This window comes from Micromonospora zingiberis (genome assembly GCF_004331455.1).
Taxonomy (GTDB): domain Bacteria; phylum Actinomycetota; class Actinomycetes; order Mycobacteriales; family Micromonosporaceae; genus Micromonospora; species Micromonospora zingiberis.
In genome coordinates this window covers 120,369-135,585 of sequence record NZ_SJJR01000006.1, presented here as the reverse complement: position 1 = coordinate 135,585, position 15,217 = coordinate 120,369, and the positions used below count along the sequence as shown (strand labels likewise).

Below are 15,217 nucleotides of genomic sequence, written 5' to 3'. Positions count from 1 at the left end.
TCAGGCCACCTCCCGCAGCGCCGGGTCGGTCAGCGCGGGGATGTCGGCGTGCGGCGGCAGGGTGATCACCGGGGCGGCGTACTCCCCGGCCGCGACCCCCCACCAGTAGGCGCACTCGCCGTCGTGGAGGTCCCCCGGGATGTGCCCGCACGGCAGGTCCGGCACGGTGACGGCGAGGGTCTGCGCGGGGAACACGGTCTTCGTCTCGGTCTGGCGGGGGTGCCAGGGGCCCTGCGGGGTGCCGTCGGGCATCGTCACCGGGCACCGCCGGTGGACTGCTGCGCTTCCAGCTCGGCGACGCGGGCGCGCAGCCGCTCCACCTCGGATCGGGTGTCCTTCGGGGCCTGCGCGGTGACGTTCAGCGACGCGCCGTACGGCCCCTCGGGCAGGGGCGTCGAGTGCGTGGTGTGCGGGATGCCGTTGCTGTCCACCTCGACCGTGCTGCCGAGGTGCTCGGCCCAGCGGTCGAGGTCGGCCCGGTTGTCGAGCACGCCGATGCCCAGGTTCATGCACCGGCCGAGCGGCAGGTCCAGGCGGACGACGGCGTGGGCGAGGTGGATCAGTTCGGCGGCCAGCTTGTGCTGGAGGGTCTGCGGGCCGGCGGGCTCGCCCGGGGCGCCCTGCGCGGCCTCGGCGGTCGTGGTGAGCCCGGCGGCGGTGATCGCGTCCGCCACGTCCTCCAGCGACAGGCCGGTCATGGTCAGGTCGTGGCTGTCGCCGTCGCGGCTGGTGACGACGATCTGCCGGCCCGCCGGGTGCAGCAGCAGCCGCTCAACGGTGCCGTCGGTCATCGGGGTGTTGCCGTCGTACACCCAGCCGGCGGTGAGCAGCTCGCGGCCAACGCGCATCGCGGCGCTGATGCCGGGGCTGATGGTGGTGCTGCGGTTCATGGGATACTCCCTGGGATCTGGCGCTCCGCTTACGTCCTTGCCGGGATGGCGGGGCGCTAGTGCTGTCCGGACCCGGGATCGGGCCGGGGTGGTGCTCAGGCCGCCAGGGGGTGGCGGGACAGCTCGCGCTGGAGCTGCCAGATGCCGGCCGTGGTGATGAGCAGGCCGAGCCAGATGGCGGCGAGGGCGGCCCGGCCGGTGCGGGTGGTGGAGGCGTGGGCGACCATCGCCTGGACGAAGCTGGGCTGCGGGGCGCCCGGCGACGGCTGGATCGGCGCGGGGATCTGCGGCGGTCCGCCGCGACGTCCCGGGCCGGTTCCTGCGCCTCCACTGGGGGCAGGCCCGGCAGGGCCGATGGGGTGCGACATCACGCGGCCGTGGTGCTGGAGAGCAGCCCGTCGACGACGTCGCGGTGAATGAGGTACTGGCCGCTGGGCGTGCGGATGCGCTCGATCTGCCCGATCCGCGCCCAGCGTCGTACGGTGTCTTCGGTGATCTGAAGCCCTGCGGCAGCCAGTCGCTTGGCGGCCTGCCGTGGCGTGAGGAACAGGGGATCCTGTGTCATGCACAGGAATCTAGGGCGCCGTGCATCGCATGTCAAGTCGTGTAATTCACAGGTCCAGTAGCAACCCCTTGGATTCCGTGTCCTTCCGTGTAACCTGTGGCTATGACAGCGATCGATGAGGGACGCGAGCTTCAAGGCTGGATCGCCGACGACTCGACCTTCGGAGCCCGGCTGGCGCTGATCAGGCAGCGCATGAAGTGGGGCAACGTCAAGGAGGCGGCCGAGGCCTGTGGCCTGCCGACTGAGTCGTGGCGAACCTGGGAGCGTGACGGCGTGACGCCGCGCAAGATTGTGGAGATCGCCGCGACGATCTCGGAGCGCACCGGATGCGATTACGGGTGGCTTCTGGCGGGTAGGCGACTGTCGACGAACGCGAATGCAGCTACCGTCGGGTAGTGGCTGCGGGGAGCGACGGCGGCCCGGCAGACCGGGGCGAGGCCAGGCGACATCCGCTGAACAACCTGTGGCGGCTGCGGCGCTACCTGCGCCCGCACGCCGTCGAGTTCAGCGTCCTGCTGCTGGCCGGGCTCGCCGCCACCGGGGCGGGCATCGCCGTACCGCTGGTGGCCCAGCGGGTCGTCGACGGGCCGGTGGCCGACCGGGATCTGCCCGGGTTGTTCCAGCTGGCCGGCCTCGCGCTGGCGCTCGGCCTGGTCGAGGCGCTGCTGATCTTCATTCGTCGGTGGGTGCAGTCGTCGTCCTCGGTGGCCATGGAGGCGGCCATCCGCGACGACATCTACGCCCACCTGCAACGGCTGCCGGCCAGCTTCCACGATCGGTGGCCCTCCGGGCAGTTGCTCTCCAGGATCACCAGTGACCTGTCGGTGCTACGCCGGTTTCTCTCCTTCGGACTGTTCTTCCTCATCCTGAACCTGACCACCTACCTGGTCGTGGTGGTGCTGCTGGTCCGGCTGCATCCGGCGCTGGGCCTGCTGGTGGCGGCCAGCGCGGTGCCGTTGTTCCTGATCACCCGCCGCTTCGGGCGGCATTACCACACCGCGTCCCGGCGGATGCAGGACCAGCAGGGTGACGTGGCCACCCTGGTCGAGGAGACCGCGCAGGGCCTGCGCACCATGAAGGCGTACGGGCGGGGACCCCAACTGGCCGCCCGGTTCGTGGCCGGCACCCGGACCCTGCACGACACCGGGGTCGGCAAGGGACGGCTGCTGGCCCGGACCGCCGCCCTGCTCGACCTGGTGCCGAACCTGACCCTGGGGGTCGTGCTGGTGGCCGGTGCCGCAGCGGTCGCCAACGGCCGACTCACCATCGGCCAACTCGTCGCCTTCGCCAGCCTGCAACTGATGCTGATCTGGCCGGTGCAGTCACTGGGCTGGATCATCGCCAACGGGCAGGAGGCGGCCACCGCCGCCGACCGCATCCTGGAGGTGCTGGACACCCCGCCGGCCATCGTCGACGCGCCCGGTGCCATCGCGCTGACCCGCGCGGCGGTCCGCGGCCGGCTCCGCTTCGAGGCGGTCGGCTTCCGCTACCCGGGCGCCACCACGCCGGTACTACGCGGTATCGACCTGGCCGTCGAGCCCGGCGAGACGCTCGCCGTGGTCGGCGCCACCGGCAGCGGCAAGAGCACACTGCTGTCCCTGGTGCCCCGGCTGCACGAGGTCGAGACGGGTCGGATCACCCTCGACGGGCACGACCTGCGCGACCTGCGGTTGACCTCGCTGCGCCGGCTGGTCGCGGTGGCCTTCGAGGAGCCCACGCTGTTCTCCATGTCGGTCTGGGAGAACCTCACCCTGGGCCGGCCCGACGCCGGTGAGGACGAGGTACGGGCGGCGCTCGCGCTGGCCCGCGCCGAGTTCGCGTACGACCTGCCGTGGGGCCTGCGTACCCGGCTCGGCGAACAGGGACTGTCGCTCTCCGGTGGGCAGCGGCAGCGGCTGGCCCTGGCCCGGGCGGTGCTGGTACGCCCGGCGGTGCTGGTCCTCGACGATCCGTTGTCCGCGCTCGACGTGCACACCGAGGCGCTGGTGGAGTCGGCGCTGAAGCGGGTGCTACGCGACATGACCGCACTGCTGGTGGTGCACCGGCCGTCCACCATCGCCCTCGCCGATCGCGTCGCGCTGCTGGAACACGGCCGGATCACCGCCGTCGGCCCGCACGCCGAACTGCTGGCCAACGTGCCGGCGTACCGTGCGCTGCTCTCGGCCGAGCCGGCCGTCGCACCGCCGCCCCGGTCGCCGGCCGGCCCGGCACCGGGCAGTTCCCCGCTGGTGCTCTCGTGACCGCCGTCGAACCGGCCGACCCGGCGCAGTGGCGGGGGCTGGCCGCCGATCCGCATGCCGATCGCAGCCTCGCCGAGGACACCGAGCCCGAGGCGGTGGCCCGGCTACGGGTACGCAGTCGAGCGCTGCTGGCCGACGTGCTGCGCCCGCACCGGGCAAGGCTGGGCGCGGCGGTCGCGCTGCTGCTGACCCAGAACGCGGCGGCGATGTCCGGGCCGTACCTGGTCATGCTCGGCATCGACCGGGCGATCGAGCCGTTACGGGCCGGCGACCCGGGCCCCCTGGCGGCCGTCGCGGTGGCGTTCGCCGCCGCGGCCGGAGTCGAGTACGGGGCCCGGCGCGGGTTCCTCACCCTCTCCGCCCGCATCGGCCAGGCCGTCCTGCTCGACCTGCGCCAACGGGTGTACGCACACTTCCTGCGCCTGCCGGTGGCCTTCCACGAGCGGTACACCTCGGGTCGGATGATCTCGCGGCTGACCAGCGACATCGACTCCATCGCCGAACTCGTCGACGGAGGCGTGGAGAGCCTGGTGATGGCCGCCCTGACGATCGTGTCGGTGGCCGGCATCCTGCTCTGGCTGGACCTGCCGTTGGCCGCGGTGACCCTGCTGGCCTTCCCGCTGCTGTTCTGGCTGTCCCGCTGGTTCGCCCGGGCGTCAGCCGCCGCGTACCGCCGCACCCGGGAGGCGATGGCCCTGGTCATCGTCCACTTCGTGGAGTCGATGCGGGGCATCCGGGCGGTGCAGGCGTACCGCCGGGAGGCCCGCAACCAGGACATCTTCGCCTCGGTCAACGACGAGTACCGCCGGTCCAGCCGGCACGCGTTCCGACTGATCGCGACGTACTCGCCGGGGATCAAGCTGATCGGCAACGTCACCGTGGCGGTGGTGCTCTGCTACGGCGGCGCCCGGGTGCTCGGCGGCGACACCGGCGTGGGCGTGCTCGCGGCGTTCCTGCTCTACCTGCGCCGGTTCTTCGAACCGATGCAGGAACTGAGCCAGTTCTACAACTCGCTCCAGTCGGCCACCGCCGCCCTGGAGAAGCTCGCCGGGGTGCTGGACGAACGGCCCCAGGTGGCCGATGCGGCCCGTCCGGTGCCGCTGCCCCGGGGCCCCGCCCACGGTGCCGTCACCTTCCGCGCGGTGTCGTTCGGATATCGGCCGGACGCACCGATCCTGACCGGGCTGGACCTCACCATCGAGGCGGGGCAGACCGTGGCGCTGATCGGACCGACCGGCGCCGGCAAGTCCACCCTCGCCAAGCTGCTCGCCCGCTTCCACGACCCGGTCACCGGCACGGTCAGCCTGGACGGCGTGGACCTGCGGCAGGTCGCCGACGCGGAGCTACGCCGCACGGTGGTGCTGGTGACCCAGGAAACGCACCTGTTCGGCGGCACCGTGGCGGAGAACATCCGGTTCGGTCGACCGGACGCCGACGACGGCGCGGTCGAGGCCGCCGCGCGGGCGATCGGCGCGCACGACTTCATCGCGGCGCTACCCGACGGGTACGCCACCGAGGTGCACCGGCGCGGCGGGCGGCTCTCCGCCGGGCAGCGGCAACTGGTCGCCTTCGCCCGCGCGTTCCTGGCCGATCCGGCGGTGCTGATCCTGGACGAGGCCACCTCGTCGCTGGACATACCGACCGAGCGTCTGGTGCAGCACGCGCTCGGCACCATCCTGCGGGACCGGACCGCTGTGGTGATCGCGCACCGACTCTCCACGGTGGAGATCGCCGATCGGGTGCTGGTGCTCGACGACGGCCGGATCGTCGAGGACGGCCCACCGGCCGAGCTGATCGCCGACGGCGGCCGGTACGCCGCCCTGCACCACCAGTGGCGCGACTCGCTGCTGTAGGTATTTCGATGCCCGGCGGCGCGACGCTGCCTACCATCGACGGATGACTGATACGGCGAGGACGGCCCGCACCGGCGTCCCCGAGCGTCCGACCCTGGACGGACTCGAGGACACCTGGTCGCGCCGCTGGCAGGAGGAGGGCACGTACGCGTTCGACCGCTCCAGGGAGCGCTCGAACGTATACGCGATCGACACCCCGCCGCCGACCGTATCGGGCGAGCTGCACATGGGGCATGTCTTCTCGTACACGCACACCGACCTGATCGCCCGGTTCCAGCGGATGCGTGGTCGGACGGTCTTCTACCCGATCGGGTGGGACGACAACGGGCTGCCCACCGAGCGACGGGTGCAGAACGTCTACGGCGTGCGTTGCGACCCGTCGCTGCCGTACGACCCGGACTGGCGGGCGCCGGACACTCCGGTGGACGACGCCGCCCGCAAGAACCCGAGCCCGATCTCCCGACGCAACTTCATCGAACTGTGCGAGCGGTTGACCCTCGCCGACGAACAGGTCTTCGAGGCGCTGTGGCGCCGGCTCGGCCTGTCGGTGGACTGGTCGCTGATGTACACCACCATCGGCCCGGTCGCCCGGGCCACCTCCCAGCGGGCCTTCCTGCGCAACGTGGCCCGGGACGAGGCGTACCAGGCGCAGGCACCGACGTTGTGGGACGTCGGCTTCGCCACCGCCGTGGCGCAGGCGGAGTTGGAGGAGCGGGAGCGGCCCGGCGCGTACCACCGGTTGCGGTTCCACGCCCCCGGGAGCCAGGAGGTGCTGATCGACACCACCCGCCCGGAGTTGCTGCCGGCCTGCGTCGCGCTGGTCTGCCACCCCGACGACGAGCGGTACGCGGACCTGGTCGGCGGCAGTGTGCGTACCCCCGTCTTCGGCGTCGAGGTGCCGGTGTGCGCGCACGCGCTGGCGGACCCGGCCAAGGGCACCGGCATCGCGATGGTCTGCACGTTCGGTGACCTGGCCGACGTGACCTGGTGGCGGGAACTGCACCTGGACACCCGGGTGGTGATCGGCCGGGACGGTCGACTGCTGCCGGAGCCGCCGGCCGGGGTGCCGGCGCAACCGTACGCGGCGCTGGCCGGACAGACCGTCAGTGGCGCCCGGCGGGCCGTGGTGCAGTTGCTGACCGACGCGGGTGATCTGGTCGGCGAGCCGCGTCCGATCACCCATCCGGTGAAGTTCTACGAGCGGGGCGACCGGCCGCTGGAGATCGTCTCGACCCGGCAGTGGTACCTGCGCAACGGTGGCCGCGACACCGATCTGCGGGAGGCGCTGCTGGCCCGGGGCCGGGAACTGCGCTGGGTGCCGGAGCACATGCGGCACCGCTACGAGCACTGGGTGGGCGGCCTGACCGGTGACTGGCTGGTCAGCCGGCAGCGCTTCTTCGGCGTGCCGGTGCCGGTGTGGTACCGGCTCGACGACACTGGCGAGCCGGACTGGTCCCACCCTCTCACGCCCGACGAGTCTTCGCTGCCGATCGATCCATCCGAGGAGGCACCACCCGGCTACGACGAGTCCCAGCGCGGCCAACCGGGCGGCTTCGTCGGCGACCCGGACGTGCTGGACACCTGGGCCACCTCGTCGCTGACCCCGCAGATCGCCGGCGGTTGGGAGACCGACCCGGAGCTGTTCGGCCGGGTCTTCCCGATGGACCTGCGTCCACAGGGGCAGGAGATCATCCGGACCTGGCTGTTCGCCACGGTGGTCCGGGCCCACCTGGAACACGGTGCGCTGCCGTGGAAGACCGCCGAGTTGTCCGGCTGGATCCTGGACCCGGACCGCAAGAAGATGTCCAAGTCCAAGGGCAACGTGGTCACCCCGATGGCGTTGCTGGAGGAACACGGCTCGGACGCGGTGCGCTACTGGGCCGCCACCGGACGACCCGGCGTCGACCTCGCCTTCGACCCGGCCCAGATCCGGATCGGTCGGCGGCTCGCCACGAAGCTGCTCAACGCGTCGAGGTTCGCGCTCGGGCTGGGCGCCGCCGACGCGCTGCGTGCCCCGGCGACCGCGCCGCTGGACCGGGCCATGCTCGCCGGACTGTCCGACGCGGTGGCGACCGCGACGGCGGCCTTCGAGGCGTACGACCACACGGCGGCGTTGCAGACCGCCGAGTCCTTCTTCTGGCGGTTCTGCGACGACTACATCGAGTTGGTGAAGGAACGCGCCTACGGCACCGGCGCCGGTGCCGACTCGGCCCGGGCCGCGCTGGCCACCGCGCTCTCGGTGCAGTTGCGGCTGTTCGCCCCGGTCCTGCCGTACGCGACCGAGGAGGTGTGGTCCTGGTGGCGGTACGGCTCGGTGCACCGGGCGCCGTGGCCCACCACGTACGAGGTGGGCCGGGCCGTGCAGGGCGAAGGTGATCCGGAGTTGCTGCGGTTGGCCTCCGACGCCCTGGGGCAGGTCCGCCGGGCCAAGTCCGAGCGGAAGCTGTCGATGAAGGCGGAGGTGCCGCTGGCCGAGGCGCTCGGCCCGGCCGCCCTGCTCGACCAGCTCACCGAGGTCGCCGACGACCTGCGCGCGGCGGGCCGGATCGGCAAGCTCGACCTGCTCCCCGACCGCACACCCGAACTCGTCATCGCCTGCGCGTTCTAGGTGCCCTGCGCGTTCCAGGTGCCCGGCGCGTTCTGGGTGCAAGGAAGGGCACCTTGTTAACGCCTGGTGTAGAGGAAGGGCCCCCTGTTAACAACGCCGGCCGCCACGACCGCCGGACTGTTAACAGGGGGCCCCGCCTCTACCGGAGGCGTTAACAAGGTGCCCTTCCTTACGGGCTCAGCTGGTTTCGCCGGCGACGGAGAAGGCGCGGAGGCGATCGATCGCCAGTACGGTGAAGCCGATGCTGACCAGCGCCGTCATCACCACCGCCACCGGTACGGAGACGGTCGTTTCGAGCAGGTTCGTCGGGGCGAGCCGGTCGGCCAGGGCGATCACGTAGTGCTGGATGGACAGCACCCGGGTGCCGGTGATCACGTTGCCGAGCAGCCCTTCCCAGATCAGCACGTAGACCAGGCCGAGCAGGACCGGCCGACGGGTGAGCAGGCTGGCGGCCACGAAGAGCGCCGAGTAGGCCAGCGCACCGATCGAGGCGGCCACGGCCAACGCCAACCCGAGGCGTACCGAGTCGGCCAGCAGGCCCGCCACGAACAGCGGCACCGCCACGGTGATCGCGGTGACGCCGGCCGCCACCGCCAGCTTCGGCAGCACGATCTGCCAGCGCGGCAGCGGCGTGGTGAGGACGTGCACCACGGTTCCGTCGTCGATCTCGGCACCGAGCACGCCGGTGCCGACGATCAACGCGACGACCGGCAGCACCACGGCCAACCCGAGGCCGACCAGCACCGGCGGTCCCCACGAGGAGGGCGGCACGCCCAGTCCCCGGGAGAGCACGGCCAGCACCACGAGCAGCACCGGCAGGGGCAGCAGCAACAGGAACCGGCGACGCCCGAACAGCCCGCGCGCGGTGATCCAGCAGACAGTGGACATCAGGCCTCCACCAGGTAGGAGAAGACGCTCTCCAGGGACTCGTCCTCGGGCAGCAGTTGCCGCACCCGTATGCCCCGGGCCAGGGCCACCTTCGGCAACACCCGGGTGAAGGCGCCGTAGTCGCCGGCCCGTACGGTCAGCCCGTCACGGCCCAACTCGACCCCGCTCACCGACGGCTCGGCCATCAGGGCGACGGCCAACGCGCGATCGTCGGTGGAGCGGACCGCGAAGACGTGCGGCCGGTTGGTCATCAGCCGGCGGATGGTCCGGAAGTCACCGGAGGCGGCGAGCCGGCCGGCGACCATCACCTGCACGGTGCCGGAGACCTGTTCGACCTCCTCCAGGATGTGCGAGCTGAACAGGATGGTGCGACCGGCGTCGCCGAGCGAGTGCAGCAGCTCCATCATGTGCAGCCGCTGACGCGGGTCCATGCCGTTGAACGGCTCGTCCAGCAGCAGCACCTGCGGCTCGTGCACCAGGGCCGCCGCCACCCGGGCCCGCTGCCGCATGCCCTTGGAGTAGGTGCCGATCCGGCGGTCCTGCGCGCTCTCCATCTCGACCATGGCGATCGCCCGGCGGGCCGCCGCCTGCGGGTCCGGCAGCTTGTGCAGCTTCGCGGTGGCCAGCACGTACTCGTACGCGGTGAGGAAGCTGTGCACCGCCTCCCGCTCGCTGACCAGCCCCAGCTGGCGGTAGACGGCCGGGTTGCGCCAGGTGGGCCGGCCGTCGAGGGTGACCTGCCCCCGGGAGGGGGCGAGGAAGCCGGCCATCATGTGCAGCAGGGTGGTCTTGCCGGCGCCGTTCGGACCGAGCAGTCCGGTGACGCCGGGCCCGAGGCTCATGCTCACGTCGTTGACCGCGACCACGTTGCCGTACCAGCGGGAGACCCCGGTGAGGGTGAGGGTGCTGGTGGTGGTCGGTGGGGCGGGATTGCTGGTCGTGGTCATCGGGCGGCCACCTTCCGGTAGCGGGCGAGCAGCAGGGCGACGCAGGCCGCGACGAGCGCGACGGCGGCCAGCGCGTACGCCGGGCCGAAGGCGCCGATGTCGGGACCAGCCGCCTCCGGGCTGGTGATCAGCTGGTCGCGCATCGTCCAGACGCCGATCCCCTGCACCAGAGTCGACGGTGAGGCGAGACCGGCCAACTGGTTCGCGGTCTGCGACGGCAGGATCGACAGCACGCCGACGATCGGCGTGGTCATCAGGAAGACGGCCACGATGCCGCCGGCGGCGAAGGCCCGCTTGCCGGTCAGCGAGGCGACCAGCAAACCCACCGCGGCGAAGACCACCGCCCACAGCCCGGCGTAGAGCAGGCCGGGCAGCAGGTCCAGCACCTCGTCCCAGACCGCGCGCATCCCGTCGGCGGTGAACGCGCCGCCGAGGAACATCACCAACTGCGGGGCGCCGAGCAGCAGCCAGAGCGCGGTGACCAGCGCGAGGAGCTTGGCCAGCGGATAGTCGGCGTGCGGCAACGGCCGGGAGAAGTACAGCGGGAGCACCCCGCTGCGCAGGTCGCGGGAGACCAGTTCGGGCGCGGCCACCGCGACGAAGAAGATGACCAGCCAGCTCATCGCGTCGGCGAACTGGGCGTACGTCATGATCGATTCGCCGATCTGGCTGCTGATCGCGGTCACCGCGGCGGCCACCATGATGACGATGCCGACCACCAGCCAGGGGAAGATCTTCGCCTTGGCGCTGCGGCCCAACCCGAAGGCGGTCCGTACGCCGTGCAGGTACAGCGCGCCGAAGACGTGCCGGCGGCCGAGGCGCAGTCCGGTGTAGCGCTGGTAGCCGATGTCGTGGATGACGCCCGTCGGTTCAGACATGACTGCCCTCCCTCCGGGCGAAAAGCTCGGCCACCCGGTGCCGGCGCTGGTCCAGCCGGTGCAACGGCAGGTCCAGGTCGGCGACCGCGCCGATGATCAGGTCGTACGTCTGCTGGTCGGCGAGCGGGACGAGCAGCAGCCGTCCCTCCCGGCTCACCGGCAGGTCGAGCGCGGCCAGCCGGGCGGCCAGCGCCTCGGTGCCCTCGCTGACCTCGACGGCGAGCACGTCGGTGGCCGAGGTCATCGCGGCGATGTGGTCGGCGCGCAGCAGCCGCCCGCCGTCGATGGCGACCAGGGTGTCGCAGATCCGCTCGACCTCGCCGAGCAGGTGCGAGCAGACCAGTACGGAGATGCCGAACTCGGTGCCGATCCGGTGCACCAGGGCCAGCATGGCGTCCCGGCCGGCCGGGTCGAGGCCGTTCGTGGGTTCGTCGAGCAGCAGCAGGTCGGGATCGTGCACCAGCGCCTGGGCGAGCTTGACCCGCTGCTTCATGCCGGTGGAGTAGCCACCCACCGGACGATGGCGCTCCTCGTGCAGTCCCACGTGCCGCAACGCCTCGGAGGCCCGTTCCCGGGCGACGGTGCGCGGTAGGCCGCTGATCCGCCCCAGATGGGTGACCAGTTCGGCGGCGGACAGGTCGGGTGGCAGGCAGTCGTGCTCCGGCATGTAACCGACCCGGGCGCGGACCGCCGCCGGGTCGGTGGTCGGGTCCAGGCCCAGCACCCGGACCCGGCCACGGGTCGGGGTGAGCAGGCCGAGCAGGATCTTGATCAGGGTCGATTTGCCGGCGCCATTGGCGCCGACCAGACCGACGATTCCCGGCTCGACCGCGACCGTCAGCTCGGACAGCGCGGTGACCCCACCCCCGTAGACCTTGGTCAACGACTCGGTTGCGATCAGTGTCACGGCGACAGCCTAGAGACGGTGGGCAACGCCGTCCGTCCGGCACGCGCCCTGGATTTCCCTGATCCTGCCCGCCATCCGCCCCCTAAGGAGCGAAGGCGACCTGGGTTTTCACGACTCGCCGTGGGCGTACCCCGGGCCCCGAAGATCGAATGTTTGGTACACACTGGAGCCCACCATCCGTTCTCCCGACGGCACGATGGGTAGTGCAAAGCCATGACGACTGGCCTGCTCAAGGTAAGTGTGGTGGTCCCGACCTACAACTCGGGCGAGCACCTCCAGCAGCTCTTCGACTCGCTGCTGCGCCAGTCGATGCCGGCGACGGAGTTCGAGGTGATCGTCGTCGACGACGGGTCGACCGACGACACACCGGCCCGGCTGGCGGAGTGGGCCGCCGCCCACCCGCACGTCGAGGTGCTGCGGGCTGAGCACTCCGGCTGGCCGTCGCGCCCCCGCAACCTGGGTCTCGCCCGGGCTCGCGGTGAGTACGTCCAGTTCGTCGACGACGACGACTGGCTCGCCGACGAGGCCCTGGCGCGGCTGTACGGCTACGCGGTGGCCAACGGCGCGGACATCGCCATCGGCAAGATGACCGGGCACGGCCGGGCGGTGCCCCGCGAGCTGTTCCGGGTCAACCGCCCCGACGCCAGGCTGGACGATTCGCCGCTGATCGAGAGCCTCACCTGCCACAAGATGTTCCGCCGCGCGTTCCTGCTGGAACACGACCTGCGCTTTCCCGAGGAGCACCGCAAGCGGTTGGAGGACCATCACCTGGTCGCCCGCGCGTACCTGCTCTCCAAGCGCACCTGCGTGCTGTCCGACTACACCTGCTACCACCATGCCCGGCGGCCGGACGGCGGCAATCTCACCGCCAGCCGGATGGAGCCGGCCGGGTACTACAGCAGCCTGCGCGAGGTACTCGACATCGTCGACACGCACACCGAGCCGGGACCGCTGCGCGACAAGCTGCACCGGCGGTGGCTGCGCAGTGAGATGATCCGCCGGTTGCGCGGCGCCCGGCTGCTCAACGCCCCCCGTGACTGGGTCGATCAGGTCGCCGCGGAGGTGCAGAAGACCGTCGAGGAGCGGTTCACGCCGGCGGTGGCAGGTCGCCTGCCGGCTGTCGAGCGCACCGTCGCCGGCCTGGTCGCCGAGGGCCGGGTCGAGGACCTGCTCCGGTTGGCCGAGTGGGACGCGGGCATCCGCGCCAAGGCCCGCCTGAAGGCGTACGAGCTGACCGGCCTGACGTTGACCCTCATGCTCAGCGGCCAGCTCCACAGCAACGATCAGCCCGTGTCGTACGCCCCGAGCGACGGGCGGTACCGGCTCGTGGTGCCGATCGACGACGTGCCCGCCGAGTTGCTCGACTGCACCGCCGAGCTGGGCAGAGCCCGCCTCGACGTGATCGCCCGGCACGACACGCAGCACGACGAGTTCTTCCTGCCGGTGCACTTCGAAGTGGATCGTGTCGTCGGGCCCGCAGGCGAGCTGCAGTTGCGCTACCGGGGCACGGCCATGGTCGACTTCGGCACCCTGAACGGTGGACGTACCCAGGGCGAGTGGATTCTCAAGGCCCGGATCAGCGGCTGCGGGTGGACCCTCGACGCGAAGCTGCCGCTGGCGGTGTCCTGCGCCGCCGACGGTGCCCGGCCGGTGGTGGTCGACAAGCGGAAGAAGAAGGCGCCCGCCAAGCCGCCGCAGCCCCGGCCCGGCGGGTGGCGGCGGTTGGCGCGTGCCGTCCGCCGCCGGCTGGGCCTGGCCAGGCCGCAAGCGGTACGGCTTTCGTAACCCCACTCGGCCCCCACGGCAGTGGTGCTCTCGACCGATTGGCGGGCGGCTGCGAAACTGTGTGCCGGTCGCCGGAGTTGGGGGTCTGATGAGCAACGGGTGGGTGCTGCCCGACGAGGTGCTGCGGGACGCACCGGCGTACACGCCGCGTCCCGGCGAGCTCGCGGATCTGGAGCTGCTGTTGACGGGTGCGTACGCGCCGTTGACCGGCTTCCTGACCCGGGCCGACCTGGTGTCGGTCAGCCGCCGGGGCAGACTCGTCGATGGCACGCCGTGGCCGGTCGCGGTCACCCTCCAGGTGCCGACCGCCCTGCTGCGCGACGTCGACCTGACCGACCCCAACCGGCGCACGCTGGTGCTCACCGACGGCGAGGGCGCGCCGATGGCGGCCCTGGAGGTCGCCGACACCTGGCAGGTACGCGACGGGGTGGCCGGGGTCGGCGGCAGCGTACGCCGGCTCGGTGACGGCGGGCGCGGGCCGTTCCAGCGGTTGCGGCGTACCCCCGAGGAGATCCGTGGGTTGCTGCCCCCCGGACGGGTCCTCGGTGTCGTCGCCGACCGGCCGTTGCACCGGCCGCAGCTGGCCCAGATCGCGCACGCCGTGCGTACGCTCAGCGCGCACCTGCTCATCATGATCCCGGTCGGTGAGGACGGCACCGGCGGGATGCCGCCGGAGGCGCTGGTGCGCAGCGTCTTCGCCGCCCGCGATCGGATGCCACCGGCGACCCTGGTCGCCGTGCCGCTGGCCCGTCGTCGGGACGAGATCGGCGACGCCCTGCTGCGGGCCCGGGTCTCCGCCGCGTACGGCGTCACCCATCTGCTCTCCACCGGCGAGATGCTCTCCGGGGCCGGGCTGCGGGTGCTGGTGCCGCGCGAGTTGGCGTACGACAACCGGGACGGCCAGTGGCGCTGGCGCGAGGACATCCCGCCGCGCAACCGGCGTCTCGCCCTGACCCACGACGAGATCGAGGATCTGCTGGACCGGGGCTTCCCGCTGCCCGAGTGGCACACGCCCCCGGCGGTGGCGAAGGAGCTGAGCCGGGCTCGGCCACCCCGACGGCACCGGGGTCTGGTGGTCTTCCTCACCGGGCTGTCCGGTTCGGGCAAGTCGACGATCGCCCGGGGCCTCGCCGACGCGCTCCGCGAGCAGGGCGAGCGGACCATCACGCTGCTCGACGGCGACGTGGTGCGCCGCGAACTGACGGCCGGGCTGGGCTTCAGCAAGGCCGACCGGGACACCAACGTACGCCGGATCGGCTGGGTGGCCGCCGAGATCGCCCGGCACCGGGGCATCGGCATCTGCTGCCCGATCGCTCCGTACGCGCAGGCGCGGGCGACGGCCCGGGAGATGGCCACGGCAGCGGGCGCCGGGTTCGTGCTGGTGCATGTCGCCACGCCGCTGGAGGTCTGCGAGCGTCGCGACCGCAAGGGCCTGTACGCGCGGGCGCGGGCCGGGCTGCTCACCGGGATGACCGGCATCGACGATCCGTACGAGGAGCCCACCGACGCGGACCTGGTGATCGACACCAGTGACCTCGACGTGGACGAGGCGGTCCAGAGCGTGTTGCACCACCTGACCGAGACCGGCTGGGTCGAGCCGCGTCTACCGTCGCTCTGATGAGGGAGCCGTCCTTCCGATGGTTGATGCTGCGCCCC

General features: G+C 71.9%; 14 protein-coding genes. 6 read left to right on the top strand and 8 right to left on the bottom strand.

Features of this window, described 5'->3' with window-relative positions; translation table 11 throughout:
• The 4 genes from E0H26_RS11570 to E0H26_RS11560 form a co-directional block, all read right to left on the bottom strand.
• Positions 1 to 252 carry a hypothetical protein gene (locus E0H26_RS11570; RefSeq protein WP_420812828.1) on the bottom strand — a complete coding sequence of 84 codons (252 nt, stop codon included), beginning with the start codon at positions 250 to 252 and terminating at the stop codon, positions 1 to 3.
• 2 nt (positions 253 to 254) lie between these two features.
• Positions 255 to 890, bottom strand: coding sequence for a coiled-coil domain-containing protein (locus E0H26_RS11565; protein WP_131303597.1), 636 nt, complete (start codon positions 888 to 890; stop codon positions 255 to 257).
• A gap of 95 nt (positions 891 to 985) precedes the next feature.
• Complete coding sequence (locus tag E0H26_RS30285) at positions 986 to 1,117, bottom strand: hypothetical protein (RefSeq protein ID WP_276320385.1); 132 nt, start codon at positions 1,115 to 1,117, stop codon at positions 986 to 988.
• Positions 1,118 to 1,257: 140 nt separating this feature from the next.
• A complete protein-coding gene (locus tag E0H26_RS11560) occupies positions 1,258 to 1,455 on the bottom strand; it encodes a MerR family transcriptional regulator (protein ID WP_131303596.1) in 198 nt (65 codons plus the stop codon).
• A gap of 102 nt (positions 1,456 to 1,557) precedes the next feature.
• Between E0H26_RS11560 and E0H26_RS11555 the strand changes: the two genes are divergently transcribed.
• Genes E0H26_RS11555 through valS form a run of 4 tightly spaced genes read left to right on the top strand, consistent with a single transcriptional unit; the run spans position 1,558 to position 8,156 of the window.
• Positions 1,558 to 1,851 carry a hypothetical protein gene (locus E0H26_RS11555; RefSeq protein WP_131303595.1) on the top strand — a complete coding sequence of 98 codons (294 nt, stop codon included), beginning with the start codon at positions 1,558 to 1,560 and terminating at the stop codon, positions 1,849 to 1,851.
• Positions 1,851 to 3,695, top strand: a complete 1,845-nt coding sequence (locus E0H26_RS11550) for an ABC transporter ATP-binding protein (RefSeq protein WP_240742113.1) — start codon at positions 1,851 to 1,853, stop codon at positions 3,693 to 3,695. Before E0H26_RS11555 ends, E0H26_RS11550 begins: the two co-directional genes overlap by 1 nt.
• Positions 3,692 to 5,548 (top strand): ABC transporter ATP-binding protein, encoded by a 1,857-nt coding sequence (locus tag E0H26_RS11545; RefSeq protein WP_131303594.1) that lies wholly within the window; start codon positions 3,692 to 3,694, stop codon positions 5,546 to 5,548. Before E0H26_RS11550 ends, E0H26_RS11545 begins: the two co-directional genes overlap by 4 nt.
• Before the next feature lie 43 nt (positions 5,549 to 5,591).
• The gene (gene valS, locus E0H26_RS11540; protein ID WP_131303593.1) at positions 5,592 to 8,156 is read left to right on the top strand and encodes a valine--tRNA ligase; all 2,565 of its coding nucleotides are present in this window, start codon (positions 5,592 to 5,594) and stop codon (positions 8,154 to 8,156) included.
• 177 nt (positions 8,157 to 8,333) lie between these two features.
• Here valS and E0H26_RS11535 read toward each other — a convergent pair whose 3' ends face one another.
• Genes E0H26_RS11535 through E0H26_RS11520 form a run of 4 tightly spaced genes read right to left on the bottom strand, consistent with a single transcriptional unit; the run spans position 8,334 to position 11,776 of the window.
• Positions 8,334 to 9,044 (bottom strand): ABC transporter permease, encoded by a 711-nt coding sequence (locus E0H26_RS11535; RefSeq protein WP_131303592.1) that lies wholly within the window; start codon positions 9,042 to 9,044, stop codon positions 8,334 to 8,336.
• Positions 9,044 to 9,991, bottom strand: coding sequence for an ABC transporter ATP-binding protein (locus E0H26_RS11530; protein ID WP_131303591.1), 948 nt, complete (start codon positions 9,989 to 9,991; stop codon positions 9,044 to 9,046). The genes E0H26_RS11535 and E0H26_RS11530 overlap by 1 nt, the downstream gene beginning before the upstream one ends.
• A complete protein-coding gene (locus E0H26_RS11525; protein ID WP_131303590.1) occupies positions 9,988 to 10,869 on the bottom strand; it encodes an ABC transporter permease in 882 nt (293 codons plus the stop codon). The genes E0H26_RS11530 and E0H26_RS11525 overlap by 4 nt, the downstream gene beginning before the upstream one ends.
• On the bottom strand, positions 10,862 to 11,776 hold the full coding sequence (locus tag E0H26_RS11520; RefSeq protein ID WP_131303589.1) for an ABC transporter ATP-binding protein: 915 nt from the start codon (positions 11,774 to 11,776) through the stop codon (positions 10,862 to 10,864). The genes E0H26_RS11525 and E0H26_RS11520 overlap by 8 nt, the downstream gene beginning before the upstream one ends.
• 213 nt (positions 11,777 to 11,989) lie before the next feature.
• On the opposite strand from E0H26_RS11520, the gene E0H26_RS11515 reads away from it, so the two are divergent.
• Both E0H26_RS11515 and cysC read left to right on the top strand, forming a co-directional pair.
• Complete coding sequence (locus E0H26_RS11515; protein ID WP_131303588.1) at positions 11,990 to 13,561, top strand: glycosyltransferase family 2 protein; 1,572 nt, start codon at positions 11,990 to 11,992, stop codon at positions 13,559 to 13,561.
• An 88-nt stretch (positions 13,562 to 13,649) separates the two neighbouring features.
• Entirely contained in the window at positions 13,650 to 15,179 is a 1,530-nt protein-coding gene (gene cysC / locus E0H26_RS11510) for an adenylyl-sulfate kinase (RefSeq protein ID WP_131303587.1), read from the top strand.
• Positions 15,180 to 15,217 lie beyond the last annotated feature (38 nt).